Here is a 22,895-nt window from a genome sequence, read left to right as displayed (position 1 = left end):
GCCCTATAGGATCAAACATATCGTCAAATTAATGAGCTAGCTTTCATATTCTATGCTTTAATAGTGAAAGCTTTCAGCTAATACTAATAACAAAGTTAGACATAAGGAGTGGTCGACATGAAAAAATGGATTTTTCTGTTGCTATCTATTGTGCCTAGCATTTCCTTGGCAAATGTCCTACCTTATCTTCCAGGCAAAACGGTGTCATCACCTCACAAACTTTTCATTTCAAGTGAAAACTTCCAAAACGACCATTTCGATGTGTGGAATATTGATGGTGGTTACTCATACGAACTGTTTGATTCTGTTGATCTTTACGTTGGCGCTCGTGTGAACAACTCCCCAACTCAAAACCAAAGTGGTTTTCTCAGTGGGATCAGCTATCACTTTAATGATCGCGTGACCGTAAAGAGTACCGTTCGTTCATACAAAGGTGAAACGGTGGAGGGCGTGCGCGAAGAAGATCGCAACCTTGCTGCCGAAGTATCGAGCCGAGTAAAGATCACCGAGAGTTTAGATCTTCACGCAACATTAGATTATCAAGACTGGCAACAAGGCTTTGAAGTTGGATTAGGTTTTCGTTTCTAAACGTCAAACACCTCTTTAGAAGTCAACACCCCATTTAAATCCGCATAAACGTAGTGTTTTGGCTGAACGATTTGGTTCTGCATGGTAAGCGTTACATCCACCTCTCCCATACCTCGTTTCTCGGTTTTAAAGGGACAAGTTCCGAGCGCTTGGACGCCAATCGTCATTTGAGAGAGCTGTGCCACATCACGTATTGCGCCATAAACGATGATGCCTTCCCAGCCATTTTCAACACCGAGCATAGCGAGCTGATCGCCAAGTAATGCTTTTTGGCACGAGCCATGCCCATCCACAATAAGCACTTTTCCCGTCCCATTTTGTTCCAAAACTTCGCGAACTTTTGAATTATCGTGATAACAACGTATCGTGACAATTTCACCAAAGAACGCCGAACGTCCACCAAAGCTCTGCAGTGGCAAATTCAGTAACATCACTTGCTCTTCAAATTGATCGCAAATATCGGGGGTTATGTCTCTCATATATCCTCCATGAATTTTATCGCCCGAGCAGCGCTCCAGCGAATCGTATTTTTGCTACACCAGTCTCTCCTCGATTGCACCAATCTTTTTCCGTACCAAAGGTTCTACGCAGGCGATGAGGTAGAGTACGCCATTGACAACATAGTAAATGGCATTTTGATCAAACGTTTTAGCCAAAATAATGGCTTCCGCTGGTGAAAGTTCAACCGCATAGCTTTCTTCATACCACTCAAACGAATCATCACCAACGGTAACTGGCACATAATTGACGTGGTTTAGCTGTTTTTCTAACGCCTGATTACTTATGCAATTCTCTTCTTTTGACCGCTGATTACTATTAGGGTTCCAAGCGGTTATCACTGCATAGCTTGAAACCTGCCATTGAGTCTTAAACCGAAACACTGAACCTGCATAAGCATTCCATAACTTTGCGTCTATGCTCGCGTTACTTTTTTCTATCATAACCTTTAAGCAATTAATAACTGTTACATTTCATCAATTGATGTAAATCAACAAACTGCATGGAATTAACATTTGAGCATTGTTAGCATGCTGTTAACAATATAAAATCCGCACCATGTCTTAGGGTGTTCACGTTCTAAAGTCCCTGTCAGATAGGAGTTGAACGGTAAACAAGCCCTTTAGAATAAACGTCGCCATTGGATACTGGTGAGTTGGCAAAATTCCACGGAAGGCGAATAGCTGAAAGAAGTGTTTTTTTGAACAAGTTGATTTATTATCAAAATCACATTACCTGTATGTTATATTTTTGCCTAGAATTTATTCTATTAGCACAATTTTGTCACAAATTTAGGTACCGCCAATGCAAACCCCGCAGATCCTTATCGTAGAAGATGAGCAAGTAACTCGTAACACTCTTAAGAGTATTTTTGAAGCAGAGGGATACGCTGTTTTTGAAGCCAGTGACGGTGAAGAGATGCACCAAGTATTGTCAGGAAATGCAATCAACTTGGTCATTATGGACATTAATCTTCCAGGCAAAAATGGCCTCCTGCTAGCTCGTGAACTACGCGAGCAAGCGAACATCGCACTGATGTTCCTAACTGGTCGTGACAATGAAGTAGACAAGATCCTAGGTCTTGAAATAGGTGCTGATGATTACATCACAAAACCATTCAACCCTCGCGAATTGACTATCCGTGCTCGTAACCTACTGAGCCGCTCTATGAGCAGCAATGCAGTGCAAGAAGAGAAACGTTCGGTAGAAAAATACGAGTTTAACGGCTGGGTGCTAGACATCAACAGTCGCTCGCTAGTAAGCCCTGCTGGTGATAGCTACAAACTACCTCGTTCTGAATTCCGCGCACTACTGCACTTCTGTGAGAACCCTGGTAAGATTCAAACTCGAGCGGATCTTCTTAAGAAGATGACTGGTCGTGAGCTTAAACCACATGACCGCACTGTAGACGTAACGATCCGTCGTATTCGTAAGCACTTCGAATCTGTATCAGGTACGCCAGAAATCATCGCGACTATTCACGGTGAAGGTTACCGCTTCTGTGGCGATCTAGAAGACTAATCTGCCCCAGAACAAATAATAAGGGCTTGCTCCATGAGCAAGCCCTTTTTCTACCTTCGATTTGGTATATTCAGTACACCTTGTCGATTCGGATGCCTTTTTCGACTAACCAAGCTTGTTTCCCAGCATCGTCAAGTAGCAGTGCAATATCAACTGGATTTTCCATATTAGCTTCAATCTGCCACACAAACACCACTTCCCATTGGTTTTCACTGTGCGTACGTAGTTCTAGCAAGTCACCATTTATCTGCCACTCAGAGTCACCTTGTTTAATGATCAGAGCATCAACCGTCAAGTTCGCAGGCAAATCTTTGTTTGCTTGTAAATACAAAGCACCGTGTACGTTCTGTTCTTGCACTTCACCAATGGTTGGCATTAGGTTCACCCAAAGGTTACTCTTAAGCTCAATGCTCACTTGATTCATTGTGACTTGGCTATTTTCCTGCCAAACAATTTGTGGAGCAGAACTACAACCTGCCAGCAGTGCAATCGCTAGTGTTGCAGATAACAGTCTCTTCATATTATTTCCTCTGTTCCAACCAACTTTTTAGTACCTGAATATCATTTTGATACTCGTTTTTAATTTCATCTACCCAATCGGATATATTTTCCCACCAAGCTGGCATATCTGGCGATTGTGCTTTCTGCGCGACACTTTGAATGTGTTTTAAACCAATCGAACCCGCAGCCCCTTTAATTTTATGTGCTTCCGACACGATTCCATCTTGATCTTTTGCGGTCATGTTTGAGTCCAGAACCCCTATGTACGCTGGCATCATATCTTCGAATATCTTAATACTGTCGAACACTGGCTTAACACCAACGATATCCACATAAGACTCTAGCATATCCAGATCAAGCAAGTGGGTGTTGATGACAGGAGGTGGGGTTGGCGTAACCTCTTCTACCACTTCTGATTCCACAACCACTTCCTTCTCACACTCAACGCACTCAACAAAGAACTTATCAATCACAGCTTGAAGGGCTTGTACCGCAAGCGGTTTGCTGATTACATCGTCCATTCCATTATCTAGGTACTCGCGGCGGTCTTTCATGACGTTTGCCGTCAGTGCCACCAGTGGCGGCAAATTATCGTAGTGTTCACGATAGTACTTCGCCACATCAAAACCGGTCATGTCCGGCAATTGGATATCGAGTAGCGCTAAGTCGTATTCATTAGGAACAAAGTTAATTAGCGCCTCTTCACCCGTCATCGCAACAGTAACGGTGTGACCCAGGCTCTCTAACAGTGATTTGGCGACTGTCACGTTAAGTTCAATATCCTCAACCATAAAGATATTTAGATGCACGTTATCACGTTTCGCATCGATAACCGGCTTTTCTAACGCCACAATCGGTACATGAATCGACACGGTAAAGGTACTACCGAAGCCTTCTTCACTCGCAACAGTCAGATCACCCTCCATCATATTGATCAACTGTTTTGATACGGCCAAACCAATACCGGTCCCAACCGCATGCAAGTTATCTTTGCCTGACTTTACTTGATAGTACATCGCAAAGATCTTATCGAGCTCTTCTTCTGGTATACCGATACCGGTATCTTCGACTTCCATAATAATGGTCGCGTAATCTTCATCGACTTCAGCACTGACGGTCATGACCACTCCGCCCTCTTTGGTGAATTTCATCGCGTTGCTGACCAGATTCCAGATCACCTGACGCAAGCGGGTAGCATCCACTTCTATCGCTTTAGGTAGCGTGCTCAAACGCTCGAGATCAAAACGCAATCCTTTCTGTTCAGCCATTAATGCCGAGAGACTCTCAACCTCAGCAACAAAGTCTTCAAAGTTCAAAGGGGCAGGTAGCAACTCCAACTTACGACGGTCAAACTTATCCATATCAATGATATCGTTAAATATATGACCTAAGGTAATCGCACTAACATTGATCGTTTGCATGTGCTTGCGCTGTTCATCATCCAACGGACTATCTAGCAGCATACGGCTCAAACCGACAATGCCGTTCAGTGGCGTGCGCAGTTCATGACTGATCGTAGAGATAAAGGTGGTTTTATCACGACTGGCTTTTTCTAATGACTCTTCATGACGCTTACGTTCTGTAATATCACGACCAAAGCCGACCAAGCCTAAATGGCGCCCATCCTTGCTATAAAAAGGCACCTTACGCAACTCGAAGTACTTCTTGCGACCATCAGGGTACTCAAGCCACTGCTCGTAAGTGATTGCCTGATTGTCATCGAACACTTGCTGGTCAGTGTCGACAATGTGTTCCGCCACTTCTTTGCTATAGACATCCCAAGGGCTCAATCCCACTAATTGATGCTCTTTTTTGCCTGTTAATTCTTCCATCGCACGGTTACAACCAGAGAACACGCCATCGGCATTACGGTAATAAATCAGATCCGGAGATGCATCGATAAAAGAACGCAATAATGCTGTTCGCTCAGCCAACTCTAACTGAGTGCGTTCACGCTGAAAGACCTCATTTTCAAGATCTTGCATCGCTTCTTCACGCCCTTCTTCGGCTTTAATACGCTCTTCAATTTCTTGGTTAAGTTTTTCAATGTTCTGCTGCAGTTGAAAGTTCAACTCTTGGTCACGAGAGCGCATGTCTTTAAGCTTAGCGACCAGCTTAGTTAGCCTCTGACGAGACTCTTCTAACTGGTCAACAACCACGGAAAGGAAGTACACCGCCCAAGGCGTAATAAGTAAACCAAAAAAGACAGAGCGGACAATATCAATATCATCGACATTGCCTTGTAATGCCAAGGTAATACCGACTTGAACAACAACAGCCAATGCGACTAATGCCAATGCCAATAATATTGAGAAACGGACAATCCCCAGCCTAACGAGTAAGTCTACGTAATACTGAGCGAGATTTTTCATGGGCTTCATTCACTACTCCATGGAACAAGCGAGATATAGAGCCCTGAGCGTTTGGATTTAGATAGGCTTAAACAACCGTTCATTTAGGTGCAGTCTGTTTAATTTTTCTGAATTACATATTGGTGATCGAAGATGCTTCAGGGCCAGCAAAGAGGAATCACCAAAGTACATGCAGTTTAGCGTGTTTAATACGCCAATTTAAACTGTCTATTTTCAACTTATAGCAAATGGTCACAAAGCATCAGCAATAATTTAAGGCCGCGCAGATACGCATTGGCCAACCATCTTAATTTGGTCGGCCTAAGCGCAGAAACTATCGCTAAATAGAAATTGTCGCCCATCGGATTCCGTCTCAAGGGCAAAGGGAGGAAATGAGGGAGATAAACCTTTAAAATGCAAAGCGACCACCGGTTGATCGCTCTACTTACTCAATCTATCTTTAATTCTGGCTTAGAGTAGACAAAGGGATTGCCAACTAAACTGCCCTGCGCACCTTCTTTGTTGAGTGCACGACCAATTTCTGTCATCGCTAACCAACGGTTTTCACACCACAGGGGGGATAGCAGGGTTGGTCGACGTGCCGCAGATGAAACGCGGTGGTAGACCACTTCTGGGGGGGTCATGCGGATCAATTCAGAAGCAACCGCGACATACTCTTCCAGCTCCGGCGCTTCCAGTTTACCAGCACGCCATGCCTTTGCCATGGTGCTACCCTCAACAATGTGCAATCCGTGCAATTTGACGCCATCCGTGCCCACTTCAAGCACTTTTCGCATCGTCTCGACATTATCGACGCGCGTCTCTTTTGGTAAGCCCGCAATCAGGTGAGTACATACCTTAATGCCTAAAGCACGGGCACGCTTGGTGATCTCGGCATAACATTCAAAATCATGGCCGCGGTTGATGCGTTTAAGTGTCTCGTTATTGGCCGTTTGAAGCCCCAGTTCCAACCAGATTTCATAGCCTTGATTCACATAATCAGAAAGCAAATCAAGCACGGCATCTGGCACGCAATCTGGCCGCGTCCCCACACACAGACCGACAATATCTGCCGCCTTGAGCGCTTCTTCATACATGTTCTTAAGAACTTGCACTTCAGCATAGGTACTGGTGTATGCCTGAAAATATGCCAGGTACTTTTTAGCGCGGTGGATCTCACCGGCGCGATCTTTCAATTGCTCATGGATACCTTTGATTTGCACATCTTCATCAACAAAAGACGCCACATTGCAAAACGTACAACCACCACGACCAATGGTACCATCGCGGTTTGGGCAACTAAAGCCGCCGTGCAAAGTCAATTTATGGACTTTTTCGCCATAACGACGCTGAAGGTCTTGGCCTAACGTATTGACCAATTCATGTAACTGCATAGATTCTCACCAATTGTAAACCGTAATGCATCTCACTACGATTAATGTAAGTAAATTACATCCCTGCAAGAAAAAACAAACAATTTTAGTCAATTCAAACGATGCATGAGTGGTGTGAAATCAATAAACCTGCATAAATACAATTCAAAGCATGCATTGTTGCGCAAATGTTAAACAAAAAGTGCATATTTAAACAATTTTTTTAGCTCACAAAAGCGACTTTTCGTTGCATTACGAAGTCACTAAATTGTAGGATACTTACACAATCTCGTAATTTTTGTGATTAAAAAGACGACATCAATTACGGGAATTGTCGGTGTTATCTCGTTCCCACCTATATAAGTCACTAAATTGTGGCAATAAATAAAGGGATATCACCAAGGATTGTTTTTCTCGCAATACTTTTCCTGCGAGATACGGAAAGGAATCAAGACTGGTCAACCTCGGCCAGTGGCGAATCATAAATATAAAGGACAAGACGCACAGAGCGCACCTAAGGCAGTCGAGATCTGTCCGGGATTCTTGCGTCGACATTGAACTGGAAGGATGTATCTATGGTAGATAGAGAGCAAAATTCACAGGGGCTGTACACTCCGGAGCTGGAGCATGACGCTTGTGGTATCGGTTTTGTTGCTCACCTTAAAAACCGTAAATCTCATGAAGTCGTGACTCAAGCATTGGATATGCTGGCTCGCATGGAACACCGAGGTGGTCAAGGTTGTGACCCATGCAGCGGTGACGGTGCGGGTATCTTGCTACAAAAACCTCATGAATTCCTATTAGAAGAAGCTGTTAAGCTAGGCATTAAACTGCCTTCGTTTGAAAAGTATGGGGTTGGTGTCGTTCTTTTCCCGAAAGACGAATACAAACGCGAACAATGCCGTGACATTCTAGAACGCAACGCACAGCGTCTAGACCTTGAAGTTATCGGCTACCGTGTACTGCCAACCGATAACTCAATGATCGGTGCAGATCCGCTAAGCACAGAGCCTCAGTTTGAGCATGTGTTTATCTCTGGTGGTCCTGGCATCACACCTGAAGAGCTAGAGCGCAAACTGTACGTACTTCGTAACTACACGGTACGTGTTTGCCTAGAAAGCGTTTCAAATATTGGTGACGACTTCTACATTAACTCAATGTCTTACAAGACATTGGTATACAAAGGTCAGTTGACGACAGAGCAAGTACCTCAGTACTTCCTTGATCTGCAAAACCCGACCATGGTGACCGCACTGGCACTGGTACACTCTCGTTTCTCTACCAATACCTTCCCGAAATGGCGTCTTGCACAGCCTTTCCGTTACATTGCACACAACGGTGAAATCAACACAGTTCGCGGTAACTTGAACTGGATGAAAGCCCGTGAAGCAATCCTAGAATCAGATCTGTTCACTCAGGCTGAAATCGACATGCTGCTTCCTATCTGTCAGGAAGGCAGTTCAGATTCATCTAACTTTGATATGGCACTTGAGCTCCTAGTGCTTTCTGGCCGCAGCCTGCCACATGCATTGATGATGATGATCCCGGAAGCATGGCAAGAAAACAAAACCATGGATCCTAAACGTCGCGCGTTCTATCAGTACCACGCGAACATCATGGAACCATGGGATGGCCCAGCTTCAGTATGTTTTACTGACGGTGTTCAAGTTGGTGCGACACTGGACCGTAACGGTCTGCGCCCTTCTCGCTACACAGTGACCAAAGACAACTTCCTAGTAATGGCTTCTGAATCTGGTGTGGTGGATATTAAGCCAGAGAACGTTGAATTCCGCGGTCGTCTACAACCAGGTCGTATCTTCGTTGCAGACCTAGAGCAAGGTCGCATCATCTCTGATGAAGAAGTCAAAGACACCATCGCAACGGCCCAGCCTTACGAGAAATGGGTAGAAGACAACCTACTGAGCTTGAAGAAGCTGCCAGACGCAAGCAACCAATTCAGCCAACCTTCTCCTGAGCGTTTGCTACACCGTCAACAAGCTTTCGGTGTGAGCAGTGAAGAAGTAAACGAAATCATCGTCCCAATGGCGAATGACGCGAAAGAGCCATTATCAGCAATGGGTGCCGACTGGCCGCTTGCGGTTCTATCTCACCAATCTCAGCATCTTTCAAACTACTTCAAGCAGCTGTTTGCACAGGTAACCAACCCACCGATCGATCCGATCCGTGAGCGTATGGTCATGTCGCTGAATACTTACTTAGGTAAAGACCAAAACCTTCTGACTGAAACCCCACTTCACTGTCAGAAAGTCGAATTGGAATCGCCTGTTCTGGCGAACTCTGAGCTTGAAAAACTGCGTGCGATCGATAACGAGCACCTACAAGCGAAGACACTGGATATTGTATTCCAAGCTAGTGAAGATCAAGGCAAACTTGAGCGTGCACTAAAACGTATCTGCCAATACGCAGAAGACGCAGTTATCGATGGTTACTCAATCATCCTGTTAACAGACCGTGCAGTGAACTCAAACCATGCGGCGATCCCTGCAATGCTGGCGGTTGGCGCAGTACACCACCACCTAATCCGTAAAGGTCTACGTGCGAAGTGTGACATCGTGGTTGAAACCGGTGATGCGCGTGAAACGCACCACTTTGCAACGCTACTTGGTTACGGTGCGAATGCGGTTAACCCATACTTGGTTATTGAAACCATCGTTGAGTTACAACGCACCAAGAAGTTGGATCCAGAAGCGAACCCTCGCGACCTATTCAACAACTACCGTAAAGCGATCAATGGCGGTCTTCTGAAGATCTTCTCGAAGATGGGTATCTCTACGCTACAGTCGTACCATGGTGCGCAAATCTTTGAAGCTTTGGGTATCCACAAATCAGTGGTAGACAAATACTTCACAGGTACGGTTTCTCGTATCCAGGGTCTAACCCTTGATGATATCGCCAAAGAAGTGCTGATCCGTCACCGCATCGGTTACCCACAACGCGAAATCCCAATTCAAATGTTGGATGTTGGCGGTGTTTACCAATGGAAACAACGTGGTGAGAAGCACCTCTTCAACCCAGAAACTATCTCTCTACTGCAAGAGTCTACGCGCAACAAGAACTACGAGCAGTTCAAGCAGTACGCGACAGCAGTAGATAAGCAAGGCGACAACGCGGTAACCCTGCGTAGCCAACTTGAGTTCATTAAGAACCCAGCAGGTTCTATCTCTATCGACGAAGTCGAGCCAATTGAAAGCATCGTGAAACGCTTCGCGACAGGTGCTATGTCATTCGGTTCTATTTCTTACGAGGCACACTCCACACTGGCTGTTGCGATGAACCGCCTTGGCGCGAAGTCGAACTCTGGTGAAGGTGGTGAAGACCCAATGCGTTTTGAGCGCAAAGAGAACGGCGATTGGGAACGATCTGCAATCAAGCAAGTGGCTTCAGGTCGTTTCGGCGTAACCTCTTACTACCTAACTAACGCTGAAGAGCTGCAAATCAAGATGGCTCAAGGTGCGAAACCAGGTGAAGGTGGTCAGCTACCGGGTGATAAAGTTGATGATTGGATCGGTGCAACACGTCACTCGACGCCTGGCGTCGGTCTGATCTCGCCACCGCCACACCACGATATTTACTCAATCGAAGATTTGGCTCAGCTGATCTACGACTTGAAGAACGCGAACCGCGCAGGCCGTGTGAACGTGAAGCTGGTATCGGAAGCTGGCGTAGGTACGATAGCTTCTGGTGTAGCGAAAGCGAAAGCTGACGTTGTGCTTATCGCAGGTTTCGACGGAGGTACGGGTGCATCACCAATGTCTTCAATCCGTCATACCGGTCTTCCTTGGGAGCTTGGCTTGGCAGAAACTCACCAAACGCTACTGAAGAATGGTCTACGTAATCGTATCGTGGTTCAAGCAGATGGTCAGATGAAGACACCTCGTGACCTTGCAGTCGCAACACTACTAGGTGCAGAAGAATGGGGCGTAGCAACCGCAGCGTTGGTGGTTGAAGGCTGTATCATGATGCGCAAGTGTCATAAGAACACCTGTCCTGTTGGTATCGCAACTCAGAACAAAACACTTCGCGAACGCTTTGATGGTCGCGTAGAAGACGTCGTAACCTTCTTCCAGTACATGGCACAAGGTCTACGTGAAATCATGGCTGAACTTGGTTTCCGTACGATCGACGAAATGGTTGGTCAAGGACAAAAACTAAAAGTTCGCCAAGATGTATCTCATTGGAAATACAAGAATCTTGACCTATCACCAGTTCTTCACGTTGAACAAGCGCGCGAAGCGGATGGCGTGTTCAATCAAACACAGCAAAACCACAACTTAGAAGATGTCTTGGATCGCAAACTGATTCAAGCCGCCATTCCTGCTCTAGAGAAAGGTGAAGCGGTAAATGCCGAGTTCCCTATCGTCAACACAGACCGCTCTGCGGGTACCATGCTGTCGAACGAAATCTCGAAAGTGTACAAAGACGCAGGCCTGCCTCAACCAATGAACGTTAAGTTCAAAGGCTCTGCTGGTCAGTCATTCGGTGCATTCCTAGCTAAGGGCGTGACATTCGAAGTTGAAGGTGATGCCAACGACTACTGGGGTAAAGGCTTGTCTGGCGGCACGCTAGTGCTATACCCAGATGCGAAGTCGAGCATTGTCGCGGAAGACAACATCGTGGTTGGTAACGTCTGTTTCTACGGGGCAACTTCAGGTGAGTCTTTCATTCGCGGTATGGCTGGTGAACGTTTCTGTGTTCGTAACTCAGGCGCGAAAGTGGTTGTAGAAGGCGTTGGTGACCACGGTTGTGAATACATGACTGGTGGTGCAGCAATTATCCTTGGCTCAACAGGTCGTAACTTTGCCGCAGGCATGAGTGGCGGTGTGGCTTACGTATGGGATAAATCAGGCGACTTTGAGTCAAAACTGAACCCAGAGCTAGTAGACCTAGATCCAATCGAGCAAGAAGACAGAGATCTATTGCTCGACATGCTAACTAAGCATGTTCAATTCACAGGAAGTGAAGTCGCTCAGTCTTTCCTAGACAATTTTGAAGCTAGCCTAGCCTCTATGGTTAAGGTGATGCCGCGTGACTACAAAGCGGTTCTTCAAAAACGTAAAGCTGAAGCACAGTCTCAAGGAAACGAAACTCAAGCGGAGGCAGTATAATGGGTAAGCCTACTGGATTTTTAGAGCATGGTCGTGAACTTCCACAGAAGGTCGACCCAGCTCAACGCATCAAGAACAACAAAGAGTTCGTTCTGAACGAGGAGTTTGGTGACAAGATCAATACTCAAGCTTCTCGTTGTATGGATTGTGGCGTGCCGTTTTGTCATAGCGGCTGCCCTATCGGTAACATCATCCCAGAGTTTAACGACGCAGTTTATCGTGATAGCTGGGAAGAAGCATGGAACATTCTAAGCTCGACCAATAACTTCCCAGAGTTTACTGGTCGTGTTTGCCCTGCTCCATGTGAAAGTGCTTGTGTACTTGGCATCAACCAAGACCCAATCACCATCTGTAATATCGAGAAAACCATCGTAGAAACGGCGTATCGTGAAGGGTATGCCAAACCAAAAACACCGCGTTCTCGCACTGGTAAAACCGTCGCGATCATTGGTTCGGGCCCTGCGGGTCTTGCGGCTGCTGAGCAGCTAAACAGCGCAGGTCATACCGTCACGGTATTCGAGCGAGACGAGAAAGTAGGTGGTCTGCTGCGTTTTGGGATCCCAGACTTCAAACTGGGAATGGATGTGATTGATCGTAAGATCAATCTGATGGCAGAGGCTGGCATCAAATTCAAAGTTAACCAACACGTTGGTGTTGATGTGAATGCCCAGCAACTGCGTCAAGAATTCGATGTGGTTCTACTGACTGGTGGCTCAACCGTTCCTCGTAACTTACCAGTTCCAGGCCGCGAGCTAAAAGGCGTTCATTTTGCGATGGAATTCCTAGGACAGAACAACCGTCGTGCTAACAACATGGATCTCAAAACAGAAGAGATCCATGCAAAAGGTAAGCATGTGGTCGTCATCGGTGGTGGCGATACTGGCTCTGATTGTGTAGGTACCTCCAACCGTCATGGCGCAGCAAGCATCACTCAGGTTGAAATCATGCCGATTCCACCAGAGAAGCGCCCTGCCAATATGCCATGGCCACAGTACCCGATGATCCTACGTACGTCGACGTCTCACGAAGAAGGCGTTGATCGTCACTGGAACATCCTGACCAAAGAATTCATTGGTAATGACAAAGGCGAAGTCACTGGCCTTCGTCTGGCCGATATTGTTTGGCAAGATGCTAAGCCAAGCGAGCGCCCAAGCTTCAAAGAAGTAGAAGGCAGTGAACGTGTGATCCCATGTGATATGGCATTCCTTGCGATGGGTTTCCTACACCCAGAGCCAACCGGGGTGATTGCTCAACTGGATATCGCGCTAGATGATCGCGGTAACGTAGCAACACAAGGTTTTGCCACTAACCAAGAAGGTATATTTGCTGCAGGTGATATGCGAACAGGCCAATCTCTGGTTGTGCGTTGCATCAACGAAGGTCGTGAATGTGCCCGTGCTATCGATGGTTACCTAATGGGTGGCACAAACCTAGAAGCAAAAGCAGATTCATTGATGCTTTCTACGTAAACAGAGTTCGCTCACTTCTTCTTTTCGAGCCGTAAATCCAGCCATCAGCACTATAGATGGCTGATTATCAGGAAAGAAGACCGTTCCTTCCAATCTTTATATTTTGACCAGCATTTTGTGCTGGTCTTTTTTATTTCCCTCAAGACCAAATGTTAAGACTCCGTAACATTAAATAGCCTATACCGCTGAATTACTTGAATTATTTTAGCCAATTAAATGGTAAATCGCATATTCGCGCGATGATTCACTAATAACTTGACCTTTTTTACAATAAGCTATAGGTTGTGAATTTGGTGCAAATAAAACACACAACTTTTGTTAATATATTTAACGAATTTTATTGAATAGAAATACATAAAACTTAGAAAGTGACGCGTAGTTAGTCATCGTTATCAACTTGAGCAGTGTTGATATATCTGTAGGGATGACAGATAAGCAAAGGGAGAATTGCAATGGCTCTTTATGATCCAAGTCTTGAGAAAGACAACTGTGGATTTGGCTTAATCGCGCACATGGAAGGCGAACAAAGTCACAAGTTGGTACGTACAGCAATTTCTGCACTTGATCGCATGACTCACCGTGGTGGTATCGCCGCCGATGGCAAAACCGGTGATGGTTGTGGTCTTTTGTTTCAAAAGCCCGACTCCTATTTACGCCTTATCGCCGAAGAAAGTGGTTTCAATCTTGGTAAGCAATACGCCGTAGGGATGATTTTCTTCAACCAAGATCCGGTGAAAGCTCAGCTCGCTAAAAACATCGTCAATAAAGAGCTCGCCCAAGAAACCTTAACCATTGCAGGCTGGCGTAAGGTTCCAACCAACTCAGAAGTCCTCGGGCCTATTGCCGCTGATTCGCTTCCAAATATTCAGCAAGTCTTTATCTCTGCACCGGCAGGTTGGCGCGAGCGTGACATTGAACGTCGCCTCTATATCGCACGCCGTCGCATCGAGAAACAAATCACAGAAGATCCAGATTTTTACATCTGTAGCCTGTCTACACAGGTTTTGGTGTACAAAGGTTTGTGTATGCCTGCAGACTTACCACGCTTCTATCTTGATCTTGCTGATCTACGCATGGAATCCGCTATCTGCCTGTTCCACCAGCGTTTTTCAACCAATACTCAGCCACGTTGGCCACTGGCTCAGCCGTTTCGTTACCTTGCTCACAATGGTGAGATCAACACCATTGAAGGTAACCGCCAATGGGCGCGAGCACGTGCTTACAAGTTCTCATCACCACTGTTGCCAGATCTACAAACGGCAGCACCATTTGTTAACGAGACAGGTTCAGATTCTTCCAGCCTCGATAATATGCTAGACCTCTTTTTAGCTGGCGGCATGGATATATTCCGTGCCATGCGCATGCTTGTGCCACCAGCATGGCAAAATCACCCAGACATGGATCCGGATCTGCGAGCGTTCTACGACTTCAACTCCAAACACATGGAACCATGGGATGGCCCGGCAGGTATCGTACTATCCGATGGCCGTTACGCTGCCTGTAACCTCGATAGAAATGGTCTGCGTCCTGCTCGTTATGTGATTACCAAAGACAAGTTGATCACCCTAGCATCTGAGGTGGGGATTTGGGATTACGCTCCCGATGAAGTTGCCGAGAAAGGACGCGTTGGTCCGGGTGAACTACTGGTTATAGACACCCGTAAAGGTAAACTTTGGCAGTCTCGCGAGATCGATAACGATCTGAAATCTCGTCACCCTTATCGCAAATGGATGGAGAACAACGTTCATAAGCTCACACCTTTTGCTCAGCTACCTGAAGATCAAGTGGGCGAGCGCAGCTTTGATGAAGATTTGCTTAAGACTTATCAAAAGCAATTCGCCATGAGCAATGAAGAAGTCGATCAAGTACTGCGTGTCCTTGGTGATATGGGCCAAGAAGCGGTCGGCTCTATGGGTGATGACACCCCAATCGCCGTTCTGTCTTCTAAAGAGCGCTTGGTAACTGATTACTTCCGCCAGAAGTTCGCCCAGGTAACCAACCCGCCAATCGATCCTCTGCGTGAGAAACACGTAATGTCACTGGCGACTAGCATCGGTCAGGAGATGAACGTCTTCTGTGAAACCGATGGTCACGCATATCGAGTGACCTTCGATTCGCCAGTGTTGCTTTATTCCGACATGCAACAGTTACTCGAGCTTGGTGACGATCACTACCGTAATACCATTCTCGATATCAACTATGATCCACAGCAGAAAAATCTAAAACAAGCCATTGATGAACTGTGTGATCAAGCAGAACAAGTCGTCCGTGAAGGCACGGTACTAGTGGTGCTTTCGGATCGCGCGTTGGTCAAAGGCAAACTGCCAATTCCTGCAGCAATGGCGGTCGGTGCGGTTCAAACTCGCCTGATCGATGCGAACCTACGTTGTGATGCCAACATTGTTGTTGAGACCGCCACAGCACGTGACCCACACCAATTTGCGGTCTTGCTTGGCTTTGGTGCCACTGCGGTTTATCCATACCTTGCGTATGAAACGCTAGGTAAACTGATTGATGATAAAGCACTAGAAAAATACTATCGCGATGTGATGCAAAACTATCAACAAGGCATCAACAAAGGTCTGTACAAGATCATGTCGAAAATGGGTATCTCGACCATCGCCTCTTACCGCTGCTCACAACTGTTTGAAGCCGTTGGTTTGAGCCAAGAAGTGGTCGACTTATGCTTTAAAGGCGTAACCACTCGCATTGAGGGCGCGAACTTCGACGACTTCCAACAAGACTTGTACAACCTTTCCCGTAAAGCTTGGGCGAAACGTAAAGCCATCGAGCATGGCGGTTTACTGAAATACGTCCACGGTGGCGAATATCACGCATACAACCCAGATGTGGTCGGCACACTGCAAACCGCAGTGAAATCAGGTGAAAGCAACGATTATCAGAGCTTTGCTAAACAGGTAAACCAACGTCCTGTTGCCATGCTGCGTGACTTAATGTCGCTGAAAAAATCAGATTCACCGCTACCACTTGAGCAAATCGAGCCAAGCACTGAACTGTTCAAACGCTTTGACTCGGCAGCAATGTCGATTGGCGCACTTAGCCCAGAAGCGCACGAAGCGCTTGCAACAGCGATGAACCGCCTTGGTGGTTACTCTAACTCGGGTGAAGGCGGTGAAGATCCTCGTCGCTTCGGTACTGAGCGTAATTCGCGCATCAAACAAATTGCTTCAGGTCGATTTGGTGTAACGCCTCATTACCTAACTAATGCGGACGTACTGCAAATCAAGATTGCACAGGGTGCGAAACCGGGAGAAGGTGGCCAGCTGCCAGGACACAAAGTCACAGCCGAAATCGCTAAGCTGCGTTATTCGGTACAAGGGGTTACTCTGATCTCCCCTCCTCCGCACCACGATATTTATTCTATTGAAGATTTAGCCCAACTGATCTTCGACCTGAAACAAGTCAACCCCAATGCGCTAGTTTCAGTGAAGTTAGTCTCTGAGCCAGGCGTTGGCACCATCGCAACGGGGGTAGCGAAAGCTTACGCTGATCTCATTACCATCTCCGGCTACGACGGTGGTACCGCAGCAAGTCCGCTAACTTCAGTGAAATACGCTGGTAGCCCTTGGGAGTTGGGACTGGCGGAGACACAACAAGCACTGGTTGCTAATGGTCTGCGCCATAAGATCCGCCTGCAAGTAGATGGTGGTCTAAAGACCGGCCTAGACGTGGTTAAAGCGGCAATTCTAGGTGCAGAAAGCTTCGGTTTTGGTACTGCGCCAATGGTGGCAATGGGTTGTAAGTTCCTACGTATTTGTCACCTCAACAACTGTGCAACTGGAGTTGCAACTCAAGACGAGACACTGCGTAAAGAGTACTTCAAAGGTCTACCGGAAATGGTAATGAACTACTTCATTGGTCTGGCGGACGAAGTGCGTGGATTGCTCGCGGAACTTGGGGCTGAAAAACTGACTGACTTGATTGGTCGTACGGATTTGTTGGAAACCGTTGAAGGTCTGACAGCGAAACAATCAAAGTTGGATCTCTCCAATATTCTCGAAGCGCCAGTCTCTCCAGAGGGACATCCCCTTTACTGGACACAGCCAAACAAACCATTTGATAAAGCGGAGCTAAACCAGAAGATCGTTGAAGACGCATTGCAAGCAGTTGAGAAACGTCAATCAGCAAGCTTCTTTTACAACGTGATCAACACCGACCGTTCTGTCGGCGCTCGCCTATCGGGTGAAATTGCTCAGCGTTACGGCAACCAAGGCATGGCGGCAACGCCAATCAAGTTGTACCTAGATGGAACCGCAGGGCAATCCTTTGGTGTTTGGAACGCGGGTGGCGTAGAGCTTTACCTCACTGGTGATGCGAACGACTACGTCGGCAAAGGCATGGCTGGTGGTAAGGTCGTGATCAAGCCTCACCTTGGCACGGCGTTTAAGTGTAATGAAGCGACCATCATTGGTAACACCTGCTTGTATGGCGCAACGGGCGGCAAACTGTTCGCAGCAGGTAAAGCAGGTGAGCGTTTCGGCGTGCGTAACTCAGGCACGATTGCCGTCATTGAAGGTGCAGGCGATAACGCCTGTGAATACATGACCGGCGGTATCATCGCCATTCTTGGCGCGACAGGCGTCAACTTTGGTGCGGGCATGACTGGCGGTTTTGCTTACGTATTGGATGAGAACCAAGACTTCCAAGGTCGCGTGAACAGCGAATCAATTGAAGCAATTTCTCTGTCGGATCTCTACATCCACCAAGAGCACTTACGTGGTCTGATTGCTGAGCATCTTGAAGAAACCGGCTCAAGCTACGCAGAAGATATCTTGGCGAACTTTGATGAATGGATTCCAAAGTTCTACTTGGTGAAACCACAAGCAGCAGACTTACGCACCCTGCTTGGTCACCAAAGTCGTAGCGCCGCAGAACTGCGCGTTCAAGCCCAGTAATCATGGAGGATGTTTGAATCATGAGCCAGAACGTTTACCAATTTATCGATGTCCAGCGCGTTGATCCTGCGAAGAAACCCATCAAAATTCGTAAGATCGAGTTCGTTGAAATCTATGAACCGTTTACCAAGCAACAAGCGACCGCGCAAGCGGATCGCTGCTTGGATTGTGGTAACCCATATTGTGAGTGGAAGTGCCCAGTCCACAACTACATCCCTCAATGGCTAAAACTTGCCAATGAAGGTCGTATCCTTGAAGCCGTTGAGCTGTCACACCAAACCAACAGCTTGCCAGAGGTTTGTGGTCGAGTTTGTCCGCAAGATCGTCTGTGTGAAGGCTCTTGCACCCTCAATGATGACTTTGGCGCTGTCACCATCGGTAACATTGAAAAATACATTACCGACAAAGCGTTCGAAATGGGCTGGAAGCCTGACATGTCCAAAGTGGAATGGACCGATAAAAAGGTTGCCATCATTGGTGCAGGGCCAGCAGGCTTGGCCGCCGCCGATATACTTGTGCGCAATGGCGTGAAACCTGTCGTATTTGACCGCTATCCTGAAATTGGAGGTCTACTGACCTTCGGTATTCCTTCATTCAAGCTTGAAAAAGGCGTGATGGAAAACCGTCGCCGCGTCTTTACCGAGATGGGCGTAGAGTTCCGTATGAATGTCGAAGTAGGCAAAGATGTGTACATGCAAGAGCTGCTTGATAAGTACGATGCCGTCTTTTTGGGGGTTGGTACTTACCAGTACATGCGTGCTGGATTAGAAAATGAGGGCGCGCCGGGCGTTTACGATGCTCTGCCATTCTTGATTTCCAATACTTACAAAGTGATGGGCTTAGAACACGACCAGCCATTTATCGACATGGCGAAACAGCGCGTCGTGGTATTGGGTGGTGGTGATACCGCAATGGACTGTGTTCGTACCTCTATCCGCCAAGGCGCATCAAATGTTATATGTGCTTACCGTCGTGATGAAGCCAACATGCCAGGCTCTCGCCGCGAGGTGAAAAATGCCAAAGAAGAAGGCGTAAAGTTCATGTTCAACCTGCAGCCCTTGGGGATTGAAGTGGATGCTTCAGGCAAAGTCTCGGGTGTCAAAGTGGTGAAAACCGCACTTGGCGAACCTGATGAAGCAGGTCGCCGCCGTCCAGAGCCCGTCGAAGGCAGCGAGCACGTTCTACCGGCAGACATCGTGATCATGGCATTTGGTTTCCAACCACACAAAATGGACTGGTTAGCACCGTTTGATGTCGATTTGGATCAGTGGGGTCGTATCAAAGCCCCTGCAAAACAAGCGTTCCAATTCCAGACCAGCAACGAAAAGATCTTCGCTGGCGGTGATGCGGTACGAGGCTCTGATCTGGTCGTGACTGCAATTGATGAAGGTCGAAAAGCGGCGGAAGGCATTCTCGATTACCTCGAAGTTTAATCACACCTAACATCTCAAAAAGGATCCTATTGTTGGATCCTTTTTTCTTTTATTACATATAATTAAATTCCTAATATAAGGAATAGAATAATGAAAAAAGTCGCTCTCCTTTCCATCACTTTGCTCGGCTTAACCGCTTGTAGCCAAGGAGTCACAACCATGACAGATCGTTCTCAATCACCTTGTGGTGACAAACCAAACTGCGTTTCCACCCAAGACACGCGTGAAGAATATAATCTAACGCCATTTACCCTAACTGATTCAGCGAACATCGATGCGATTGAGCAAGTGGCGCTTGAGCTGCCGGGGGCGAAGACAGCCCTCAAAGAAGGCAATTACCTACGTATTGAATGCACATCTAAAATCATGCGCTTTGTGGACGATTTAGAGCTTAAGATCGAAGGCGACCAGCTCATTGTTCGTTCCGAATCTCGTGTCGGCTATTCAGACTTTGGCGTCAATCGCAAACGCGCAGACCAATTGCGTTCTCTGCTAACCACGGCCAAATTAATCAAATAGCACCACATCTTGGTGCAGAGTGGTATACTCTCGCCAACTTACAAATTTTACCCAAAGAGAGTGTTATGAAAGTTGGTATCATCGGTGCGATGGAACAAGAAGTCACCATCCTGAAAGAAGCTATGACAAACTGCCAAACCGTAAACAAAGCAGGTTGTACGTTTTTCTCTGGTCAAATTAACGACGTAGATGTGGTACTGCTTCAGTCTGGCATCGGTAAAGTAGCGGCAGCTGTTGGCACCACTATTCTTCTTGATGAATACCAACCAGATGTAGTGATCAACACCGGTTCAGCGGGTGGTTTTGACTCAAGCCTAAACTTAGGCGACGTTGTTATCTCAACAGAAGTTCGTCACCACGATGCAGACGTAACTGCGTTTGGTTACGAAATGGGTCAAATGGCAGGCCAACCAGCAGCATTCAAAGCAGATGAGAAGCTAATGGATCTTGCGGAAAAAGCACTGGCTCAAATGGAAAACACTCACGCAGTTCGTGGTCTTATCTGTACTGGTGATGCGTTTGTTTGCACTGCAGAACGCCAAGAGTTCATTCGTAAACACTTCCCATCTGTTATCGCAGTAGAGATGGAAGCATCTGCTATCGCTCAAACTTGCCATCAATTCAACACACCGTTTGTTGTTGTTCGCGCTATCTCTGACGTAGCAGACAAAGAATCACCAATGAGCTTCGAAGAATTCCTACCGCTAGCAGCGAAAAGCTCTTCAGAAATGGTGTTCAAAATGCTGGAACTGACTAAGTAAGTCTCTCAGATTTCATGGAAGAAACCTTTCAACAGATCTATGCCAACGGTGCGCTCCTCGTCATGTGGGGCGCATTACTATTCCACTTATTAATCCCCATTCCACACGCTGCGCATCCCGTAACTTTGTGGCATAAATTCGCAGAACAACTGGCGAATAAAGTTAATAACAACCACAACTACTCACAAAGCGTTCTCTCTGGCGGGCTCGCACTGCTTCTTATGCTTGTACCCTGTTTGATATTACTGCTCGCGATGAAGCCCTTAGTTTGGCAAGCGCCCTTATTTGAGCTGGCATTACTGCTTATTGCTCTTGACTGGCGAAACAACGAATCACTTGCTAAACAACTCGTCACTGCAATGTCGAATGAGAACAAAGTGCAGTGCCGAGCACTACTCAAGACTTACCTTAACCGCGATACAGACAGCTTATCGCTCTTAGGGATTGGTAAAGCAGGTGCAGAGACCATCATCATGGGGTACGGGCGTAACGTTGTGTGCGTGTTGTTCTGGTATGGATTTACTGGTGGAATTGGCGCATTAATGTATCGCCTAACGGCAGAGCTCGCTCGCGCTTGGTCCCCAAGTCGCCGCCAGTATTCACCTTTTGGTAAGCCTGCTATTCAGCTAACGGCTGGATTGGAGATTGTTCCTTTACGCTTATTTGCCATGTTCATTAGCATGGGGAAAAACCTATCAAGTGTTTCCACCTCCATGCTTCAACAAGCGAAATCTTGGCCGCTTCCAGGACCAGCTTGGTTGTTGTGCTCGATTGGTAACAAGCTTCAATTGTCACTTGGCGGCCCAGCACTGTACCAAGGTCAAAGAGCTGAACGAGCAAAAATTGGTGGTCGTATCGCACCATCTGCTATTCATTTGGCACAAATCCAAACCCTCATTGTATGGCGTATTTTGGCTTGGATCGTTATCCAAAGCCTTATCCTCGGACTCATTTATCAAGGACTATGATGAACAAACTTTGCTTTGCTCTTCCTCTTTTCTTCTCTGCCGCTTCTTTTGCCAATGAACCCGCTCAACGCGTCATCAGTCTGGCGCCACACGCAACGGAAATCGCCTATGCCGCAGGTCTTGGAGACAAACTGATAGCGGTCAGTGAGATGAGTGACTACCCAGAGCAAGCTAAAGGCCTAGAAAGAGTATCAAACTACCAAGGTATCAAACTTGAACGCATCATTGCTCTTCAGCCCGATTTGGTTATCGCTTGGCCTGCAGGGAATCCTGCCAAAGAACTTGAGAAGCTCAAACAATTTGGCATCCCTATTTACTCTTCAACAACGGGGACGCTAGAAGATATTGCCAAAAATATTGAACAGCTCAGCCAGTACAGTGAAAGACCGGAAGTAGGACAAAAGACCGCCGCAAATTTTCGTGCACAACTGAAAGCGTTAAAAGAAAAGTACAATACCGAAGAGAAAGTCCGCTACTTCTATCAGTTGAGTGAAAAGCCGATCATCACCGTTGCGGGCAATAATTGGCCAAGTGAAGTTTTCACCTTCTGTGGTGGTGAGAATATCTTTGCCAAAGGCATTGCTCCTTACCCGCAAGTCAGCATCGAGCAAGTGATGACTCGCCAGCCTGAAGTGCTGTTCACTTCTCGCCATGCAATGAGTGATGATGGTAAGTGGGTTGCCTGGAAAAACGACATCCCCGCGCTTAAAAATGGCCATGTTTGGTCTCTGAATGCCGATTTGATCAACCGCCCGACCCCAAGAACCTTAAACGCGATCACAGAGGTGTGTGAACACTTTGAAAGCGTGCGGCAAAAACGCTAACGTTTTCATTGGAAATCCCGTAAAATTTCCACCCTATTTCTGTTCCC

The 22,895-nt window shown here is 46.8% G+C and carries 15 protein-coding genes; 10 read left to right on the top strand and 5 right to left on the bottom strand.

The annotated features are described in order from the left end of the window. The first annotated feature begins 117 nt into the window (after nucleotides 1-117). Nucleotides 118-588 carry a ribonuclease regulator gene (locus AK966_RS10055; RefSeq protein ID WP_172438093.1) on the top strand — a complete coding sequence of 157 codons (471 nt, stop codon included), beginning with the start codon at nucleotides 118-120 and terminating at the stop codon, nucleotides 586-588. On the opposite strand, the gene AK966_RS10050 is transcribed toward AK966_RS10055, so the two are convergent. Beyond that, entirely contained in the window at nucleotides 585-1,067 is a 483-nt protein-coding gene (locus tag AK966_RS10050) for a putative 4-hydroxy-4-methyl-2-oxoglutarate aldolase (RefSeq protein ID WP_099078895.1), read from the bottom strand. The genes AK966_RS10055 and AK966_RS10050 overlap by 4 nt on opposite strands. A gap of 54 nt (nucleotides 1,068-1,121) precedes the next feature. Continuing rightward, a complete protein-coding gene (locus AK966_RS10045; protein ID WP_119464070.1) occupies nucleotides 1,122-1,529 on the bottom strand; it encodes a DUF3293 domain-containing protein in 408 nt (135 codons plus the stop codon). A gap of 361 nt (nucleotides 1,530-1,890) precedes the next feature. Between AK966_RS10045 and arcA the strand changes: the two genes are divergently transcribed. Next, entirely contained in the window at nucleotides 1,891-2,607 is a 717-nt protein-coding gene (gene arcA / locus AK966_RS10035; protein WP_099078892.1) for a two-component system response regulator ArcA, read from the top strand. A gap of 70 nt (nucleotides 2,608-2,677) precedes the next feature. Here the strand turns inward: arcA and AK966_RS10030 are convergent, their stop codons facing one another. From AK966_RS10030 to AK966_RS10020, 3 genes are all read right to left on the bottom strand, one after another. Beyond that, nucleotides 2,678-3,127, bottom strand: coding sequence for a lipoprotein (locus AK966_RS10030; RefSeq protein ID WP_099078891.1), 450 nt, complete (start codon nucleotides 3,125-3,127; stop codon nucleotides 2,678-2,680). A 1-nt stretch (nucleotide 3,128) separates the two neighbouring features. Next, nucleotides 3,129-5,489 carry an aerobic respiration two-component sensor histidine kinase ArcB gene (gene arcB, locus AK966_RS10025; protein ID WP_099078890.1) on the bottom strand — a complete coding sequence of 787 codons (2,361 nt, stop codon included), beginning with the start codon at nucleotides 5,487-5,489 and terminating at the stop codon, nucleotides 3,129-3,131. Between the two features lie 419 nt (nucleotides 5,490-5,908). Then, nucleotides 5,909-6,853 (bottom strand): TIGR01212 family radical SAM protein, encoded by a 945-nt coding sequence (locus tag AK966_RS10020; RefSeq protein WP_099078889.1) that lies wholly within the window; start codon nucleotides 6,851-6,853, stop codon nucleotides 5,909-5,911. Nucleotides 6,854-7,407: 554 nt separating this feature from the next. Between AK966_RS10020 and gltB (AK966_RS10015) the strand changes: the two genes are divergently transcribed. From gltB (AK966_RS10015) to btuF, 8 genes are all read left to right on the top strand, one after another. Then, complete coding sequence (gene gltB / locus AK966_RS10015) at nucleotides 7,408-11,958, top strand: glutamate synthase large subunit (RefSeq protein WP_119464069.1); 4,551 nt, start codon at nucleotides 7,408-7,410, stop codon at nucleotides 11,956-11,958. Continuing rightward, nucleotides 11,958-13,427, top strand: a complete 1,470-nt coding sequence (locus AK966_RS10010; protein WP_099078887.1) for a glutamate synthase subunit beta — start codon at nucleotides 11,958-11,960, stop codon at nucleotides 13,425-13,427. Before gltB (AK966_RS10015) ends, AK966_RS10010 begins: the two co-directional genes overlap by 1 nt. A gap of 452 nt (nucleotides 13,428-13,879) precedes the next feature. Further along, nucleotides 13,880-18,343 carry a glutamate synthase large subunit gene (gene gltB, locus AK966_RS10005; protein WP_119464068.1) on the top strand — a complete coding sequence of 1,488 codons (4,464 nt, stop codon included), beginning with the start codon at nucleotides 13,880-13,882 and terminating at the stop codon, nucleotides 18,341-18,343. Nucleotides 18,344-18,363: 20 nt separating this feature from the next. After that, nucleotides 18,364-19,776 (top strand): FAD-dependent oxidoreductase, encoded by a 1,413-nt coding sequence (locus tag AK966_RS10000; protein WP_099078885.1) that lies wholly within the window; start codon nucleotides 18,364-18,366, stop codon nucleotides 19,774-19,776. A gap of 90 nt (nucleotides 19,777-19,866) precedes the next feature. Then, nucleotides 19,867-20,295, top strand: coding sequence for a DUF1499 domain-containing protein (locus AK966_RS09995; RefSeq protein ID WP_099078884.1), 429 nt, complete (start codon nucleotides 19,867-19,869; stop codon nucleotides 20,293-20,295). A gap of 65 nt (nucleotides 20,296-20,360) precedes the next feature. Further along, nucleotides 20,361-21,056 (top strand): 5'-methylthioadenosine/S-adenosylhomocysteine nucleosidase, encoded by a 696-nt coding sequence (gene mtnN, locus AK966_RS09990; protein WP_005447825.1) that lies wholly within the window; start codon nucleotides 20,361-20,363, stop codon nucleotides 21,054-21,056. A 14-nt stretch (nucleotides 21,057-21,070) separates the two neighbouring features. Beyond that, nucleotides 21,071-22,024, top strand: coding sequence for a cobalamin biosynthesis family protein (locus AK966_RS09985; protein ID WP_119464067.1), 954 nt, complete (start codon nucleotides 21,071-21,073; stop codon nucleotides 22,022-22,024). After that, a complete protein-coding gene (btuF, locus tag AK966_RS09980) occupies nucleotides 22,024-22,848 on the top strand; it encodes a vitamin B12 ABC transporter substrate-binding protein BtuF (RefSeq protein WP_182852646.1) in 825 nt (274 codons plus the stop codon). The genes AK966_RS09985 and btuF overlap by 1 nt, the downstream gene beginning before the upstream one ends. Nucleotides 22,849-22,895 lie beyond the last annotated feature (47 nt).

Source organism: Vibrio sp. PID23_8, from assembly GCF_003584965.1.
GTDB lineage: Bacteria > Pseudomonadota > Gammaproteobacteria > Enterobacterales > Vibrionaceae > Vibrio.
The sequence above is the reverse complement of the archived record's forward strand: the minus strand, read 5'-3'. Positions and strand labels throughout refer to the sequence as shown.

Bases quoted from the DNA above. Each gene is read 5' to 3' on its own strand.
- AK966_RS10055 (WP_172438093.1), top strand. From the start codon at position 118: ATGAAAAAATGGATTTTTCTGTTGCTATCTATTGTGCCTAGCATTTCC.
- AK966_RS10050 (WP_099078895.1), bottom strand. From the start codon at position 1,067: ATGAGAGACATAACCCCCGATATTTGCGATCAATTTGAAGAGCAAGTG.
- AK966_RS10045 (WP_119464070.1), bottom strand. From the start codon at position 1,529: ATGATAGAAAAAAGTAACGCGAGCATAGACGCAAAGTTATGGAATGCT.
- arcA (WP_099078892.1), top strand. From the start codon at position 1,891: ATGCAAACCCCGCAGATCCTTATCGTAGAAGATGAGCAAGTAACTCGT.
- AK966_RS10030 (WP_099078891.1), bottom strand. From the start codon at position 3,127: ATGAAGAGACTGTTATCTGCAACACTAGCGATTGCACTGCTGGCAGGT.
- arcB (WP_099078890.1), bottom strand. From the start codon at position 5,489: ATGAAGCCCATGAAAAATCTCGCTCAGTATTACGTAGACTTACTCGTT.
- AK966_RS10020 (WP_099078889.1), bottom strand. From the start codon at position 6,853: ATGCAGTTACATGAATTGGTCAATACGTTAGGCCAAGACCTTCAGCGT.
- gltB (WP_119464069.1), top strand. From the start codon at position 7,408: ATGGTAGATAGAGAGCAAAATTCACAGGGGCTGTACACTCCGGAGCTG.
- AK966_RS10010 (WP_099078887.1), top strand. From the start codon at position 11,958: ATGGGTAAGCCTACTGGATTTTTAGAGCATGGTCGTGAACTTCCACAG.
- gltB (WP_119464068.1), top strand. From the start codon at position 13,880: ATGGCTCTTTATGATCCAAGTCTTGAGAAAGACAACTGTGGATTTGGC.
- AK966_RS10000 (WP_099078885.1), top strand. From the start codon at position 18,364: ATGAGCCAGAACGTTTACCAATTTATCGATGTCCAGCGCGTTGATCCT.
- AK966_RS09995 (WP_099078884.1), top strand. From the start codon at position 19,867: ATGAAAAAAGTCGCTCTCCTTTCCATCACTTTGCTCGGCTTAACCGCT.
- mtnN (WP_005447825.1), top strand. From the start codon at position 20,361: ATGAAAGTTGGTATCATCGGTGCGATGGAACAAGAAGTCACCATCCTG.
- AK966_RS09985 (WP_119464067.1), top strand. From the start codon at position 21,071: ATGGAAGAAACCTTTCAACAGATCTATGCCAACGGTGCGCTCCTCGTC.
- btuF (WP_182852646.1), top strand. From the start codon at position 22,024: ATGAACAAACTTTGCTTTGCTCTTCCTCTTTTCTTCTCTGCCGCTTCT.